This window comes from Streptomyces sp. NPDC058240, assembly GCF_042882135.1.
Classification (GTDB): Bacteria; Actinomycetota; Actinomycetes; order Streptomycetales; family Streptomycetaceae; genus Streptomyces.
Window position 1 is genome coordinate 1 of the sequence record NZ_JBHVWT010000132.1, and the last position, 3,206, is coordinate 3,206.

Below are 3,206 nucleotides of genomic sequence, written 5' to 3' on the forward strand. Positions count from 1 at the left end.
GCCCGGCGACAAGTGGCATCCGGATGAGGTCTTCATCACCATCAACGGTGAGCGGCAGTACCTGTGGCGGGCCGTCGGCCAGGACGGCAACGTGCTGGACATCCTCGTGCAGAGCCGCCGGGACAAGGCCGCGGCCAGGCGCTTCTTCCGCAAACTCCTCAAGAAGACCGGTGCGGTGCCGCGGGTGATCGTCACCGACAAGCTCCGCTCCTGCGGTGCCGCTCACCGCGAGGTCATACCCTTCCGTGGAACACCGCTCCCACAAGGGCCTGAACAACCGGGCGGAGAGCAGCCACCAGCCGACGAGACAGCGTGAACGCGCGATGAAGGGCTTCCGCTCCACCGGCGGGGCGCAGCGATTCCTGTCCGCGTTCAGCGGCATCTCACCCCACTTCCGCCCCCGCCGCCACCTCATGACCGCCACCGGCTACCGCACCGAAATGCGCCACCGCTTCACCATCTGGAACCAGATCACCGGGGCCACCGGCCTGTCTGCTACACCCTGAGCACGAACCCGGAACCCGGCCCCACCACACCCTGACACACCACCACCCGGCACATCACCTGACAAGTTGACAACGCCCCTGGCCGGACTCGACCAGCGCGCCACCACCCTGACCGCCCAGATCGCCGCCCTCGCCCGCGACGCTGGCGCCCCGGGCCCCGCCGTCGACGACCGCGCCGACCTGCTGCGGACAGAGATCACCACCGCCGGAATCACCGCGGCCGCACTGCTGCTGGATCTGGTCCTCACCCTGCACCACACCGTGCGCGGGGACGATACCGTAGTCCGAGACGACATCGCCCGGCTGGGGGAGCTCACCCGAAACGGCGACTACGCGTACTACACCGACATCGCTCACTTCATCACCGGCCTCCCCCTCACCAGCGCACTGGCTGGATGGACAGCTGGCCAACCGGCAACGGTGGCGGCCCCTGGTCACCGCCCACCGCGGACGTCTGTAAACCACCCGGTTGCCCTGGAGGCAACTGTGGTCCGCAGCCTTGATGACGACTACCGCCAGGAGGCAAACGTCCGCCCGGTCGACGGGCATCTGGTCGGCGCGGAGAATGAGTAGGAGCGGAGCGGCCGCCGGACGGCCCGCGGCCAGGGCGTCGGCAAGGCGGTGGCGACCCTGCCGACAAGGTGGCGATGATGCCGACGTGGCGATTGCGGGACTTCCATGACGACGATCTGGACCGTGTAATCCAGATATGGGATCAGGACCGGCAGGCCGACGACATGCCTCCCGTGTTCCCCGTCTCTGAGGCCATGGCGGCTGCCCGGACCGGCGGGACCGCAGTGGTTGCGGTGGTCGGCGAGGACCTGGTGGGCATGGCAGTGGCGCAGGCCCAGGGTGAGCGGGCCTGGATCACGCTGGTGGCGCTCGCAAGGATGTGGCGTAACCGCGGAATCGGGAGCGCCCTGATCGCGGAAATCGAGAGGCGTCTACGCATACAGGGGGTACGCCGGATCGGTGCGCTGCTTGCCCCAGGGACCACCGGAACCACGGCGCTGGAGAACTCCGGTTACCGCACTCGCGACGGGTTGATCTTCTACGAGAAGGTCGAGCATCTCGGCGCGAGCGATGCGGGCCTGCTCGCCGAGCTCGGCGGGAGGGTACTGCCGCAGGGGCTCTGGGGTGCCCTCGCGGGCATGGAACGAGAGAAAGAAGCCATTGAGCGGCGGATCGTGCTGCCGCTGGCCGAGCCCGTGCTGGCCGACCGGTACGGGGTGACGCCACCGAAAGCCGTCATCCTTTTCGGCCCGCCGGGTACCGGAAAGACCAGTTTTGCCAAGGCCGTCGCTTCCCGGCTGGCCTGGCCGTTCGTGGAACTCTTTCCCTCCCGGCTCACGGAGGGTGCCGCTGGCGGCCTGGCCGCCTCACTGCGGGACACGTTCGCCGATCTGGCGGTGCTGGAATCCGTTCTGCTGTTCATCGACGAGGTCGAGGAGATCGCCGGCGTCCGGTCCGGTCAGGCCGTCGACCCCGGCCACGGAGTCACCAACGAACTGCTCAAGCTGATCCCCGGTTTCCGCGACCAGGACGACCGCCTGCTGATCTGCGCAACCAACTCCGTCCGTTCCCTCGATCCGGCGTTTTTGCGCCCTGGCCGGTTCGACTACGTCATTCCGGTCGGTCCCCCCGATCCGAAAGCCCGGGCGGCAATCTGGCAGCGCTACCTCGGCCCAGCCGCCGACGACATCGAACTGCATCGACTGGTGCTGGCCAGTGAGATGTTCACACCTGCCGACATCGAGTTCGCCGCCCGCAAAGGCTCCCACGCCGCATTCGAACGCGAAGTCACCGACCGCAAAGGCGCACCGGCCAGCACCGAGGACTACCTCGCTGCCATCGCCGACACCCGTCCCACACTCACCGCCCAGGCTCTCACCAAGTTCAGGGAAGACATCGAGCACCACGCGCGCATGTGATGTTTGGTGTTCCCGGCCGGCGCCAACGGAGGCGTGACGACGCAGTCAGACACGACCGAGCACGACGACTGCGGAACGGTGCGACCACTACCCGGCTACGACAGCTTTTACCCCTCTTGAGCTGGGCGGTGCCGCCGTATTGCCTCCGTCACGGATGCAAGAAACATGAGCAGACTATCCACGGCTGTGGTTGCGGCGGAGCAGCAGCTACCCCGATGTGGCCGTGTCCGGCGACCCGCTCCGCTGCCCGCGCGCATCGTCGTTAGTGATCAATTGATGGCGGGTCGTCGCCACAAACGCGGTGCCGCCACCCGCCCACCTCGCGATACAAGGCCAAGGTCAATCAATCCCGGGGACTGGAAACGGAGCGTCAGCAACCGCGCCAGTCCCCGACCCTGCTCAGCCCGTTCAGGACACGTGCCTGGATACCGCGCCGCCAGAACGTGTTCTCCGGCTCGATCACCCGCAACTTCACGAACCGTGCCAGCGCCGGGTCCTGCGGCGTGCTGTACTTCAGCAACTTCCGTGCGGGCGCACTCGGCCCGCGTTTACCCACCGACTCCACCCGCGCGCCTTCACCTTCACCTTCACCTTCACCCTCACCCTCACCTTCCGCTTCGCCTTCGCCTTTCTCGCCTTCCTCGGGCACCCAATGGCCGCTGCGGATACGGAGGGGGTCTGTCAAACGAGCGGTGTAACTCAGGTTGTTGGAGTTACTGGCGTGCTGCGGAGAGCCGGCCGTCGATGGTGATGTCGAAGGCGTTGAGTG

General features: G+C 67.1%; 2 protein-coding genes and 2 pseudogenes. 3 read left to right on the plus strand and 1 reads right to left on the minus strand.

The window, feature by feature from the left end; translation table 11 throughout:
- The 3 genes and pseudogenes from ACFVX4_RS41820 to ACFVX4_RS41830 all read left to right on the plus strand — a co-directional run.
- A pseudogene (locus ACFVX4_RS41820) lies at positions 1-506 on the plus strand (IS6 family transposase); the annotation flags it as partial.
- Positions 507-572: 66 nt separating this feature from the next.
- Entirely contained in the window at positions 573-1,079 is a 507-nt protein-coding gene (locus ACFVX4_RS41825) for a hypothetical protein (protein ID WP_389988689.1), read from the plus strand.
- A 74-nt stretch (positions 1,080-1,153) separates the two neighbouring features.
- Entirely contained in the window at positions 1,154-2,437 is a 1,284-nt protein-coding gene (locus tag ACFVX4_RS41830; protein WP_389988692.1) for an ATP-binding protein, read from the plus strand.
- A gap of 370 nt (positions 2,438-2,807) precedes the next feature.
- On the opposite strand, the pseudogene ACFVX4_RS41835 reads toward ACFVX4_RS41830, so the two are convergent.
- Positions 2,808-3,206 (minus strand): annotated as a pseudogene (locus ACFVX4_RS41835) (hypothetical protein); the annotation flags it as partial.

Bases quoted from the DNA above. Each gene is read 5' to 3' on its own strand.
- ACFVX4_RS41830 (WP_389988692.1), top strand. From the start codon at position 1,154: ATGATGCCGACGTGGCGATTGCGGGACTTCCATGACGACGATCTGGAC.